This window comes from Dyella flagellata (genome assembly GCF_030160275.1).
Lineage (GTDB): Bacteria > Pseudomonadota > Gammaproteobacteria > Xanthomonadales > Rhodanobacteraceae > Dyella_B > Dyella_B flagellata.
Genome location: NZ_BSOA01000059.1, coordinates 1 through 1,414, shown reverse-complemented (window position 1 = coordinate 1,414; position 1,414 = coordinate 1). Strand labels below are relative to the sequence as shown.

The 1,414-nt window shown below is 70.5% G+C and carries 1 protein-coding gene; it reads left to right on the top strand.

Features of this window, described 5'->3' with window-relative positions; genetic code table 11:
• A partial coding sequence (locus QQJ96_RS23490; RefSeq protein ID WP_284334471.1) for a condensation domain-containing protein occupies positions 1-1,414 on the top strand: 1,414 nt, incomplete at both ends.

Below are 1,414 nucleotides of genomic sequence, written 5' to 3'. Positions count from 1 at the left end.
GAGCCGATCGGTCGGCGGGACCACTTCTTCGCGCTGGGTGGCCACTCGCTGCTGGTGATGCGGGTGGTGGTGCGCGTACGCCAGATGCTGCGGCGGGAGCTGAAGATGAGCGACCTGTTCGCGCATCCGGTGCTGGCGGACTTGGCGCAGGTGCTGGCGGAGGCGGCGCCGGTGACGTTGCCGCCGATCGTGCCGGCGTTGCGGCAGGGCCCGCTGCCGCTGTCGTTCGCGCAGCAGCGGCTGTGGTTCCTGGCGCAGCTGGAAGGGGTGAGCGAGGCCTATCACCTGTCCTTCGGCCTGACGCTGGAGGGGGAGCTCGACCTGGACGCCTTGCGGCGCGCCCTGGATACCGTGATCGCCCGGCACGAGGCACTGCGCACGACCTTCGTCGAGGTGGAGGGTGTGCCGGTGCAGTGCATTGCGGCGGAAGGGCGCTTTGCGCTGGAGGAACAGGACTTGCGCGGCCAGCCGGAAGCGGGGCGGTTGGCCCGGCGGCTGGCTCGGCAAGAAGCGAGGCGCCCGTTCGATCTGCGCAAGGGGCCGCTGATCCGGGGGCTGCTGCTGCGCTTGGACGAGCAGCGCTATGGATTGCGGGTGACGATGCATCACATCGTGACGGACGGCTGGTCGCTGGGTGTGCTGGTGGAGGAGCTGGGGGCGCTGTACCGCGCCTTCCAGCAGGGGCGGCCCGATCCGTTGCCGGCCTTGCCGATCCAGTATGCGGACTATGCCGTGTGGCAACGGCATTGGCTGGCCGAGGAGGGGTTGCAGCAGCAGGAAGCGTATTGGACGGCGGCGCTGGCGGGCGCGCCGGTGCTGCTGTCGTTGCCGACCGACCGACCGCGTCCGGTGCAGCAAAGCTATGCGGGCGGGTTCGTGCCGTGGAGCTGTCCGGCGGCGCTGACCGAGGGCCTGAAGGGGCTGGCGCAGCGGCATGGATTGACCCTGCACATGCTGCTGCTGGGGGCCTGGGCGGTGCTGCTGAGCCGGCTGTCGGGGCAGACGGACATCGTGATCGGCACGCCGGTGGCGAACCGGCGGCGGCTGGAGACCGAGCCGTTGATCGGGTTTTTCGTCAACACGCTGGCGATCCGGGTGGATGTGGGCGAGGAGCCGAGCGTGGGCGAACTGCTGGCGCGGGTGAAGCGGCAGTCGCTGGCGGCGCAGCAGCACCAGGACCTGCCATTTGAGCAGGTGGTGGAACGGGTGCAGCCGGTGCGTAGCCTGTCGCACAGTCCGCTGTTCCAGGTGATGCTGCAGTGGCAGTCGGGCGGCGGCCGGGGCGGGGATGCGCTGGCGCTGCCGGGATTGAGCATCCAGCGTGGGGCGCGTGCCGAAGAGGCGGCCCGCACGGCGAAGTTCGACCAGACCCTGAGCCTGGCCGAGGTTGGCGAGCGCCTGGTCGGGGGGCTGG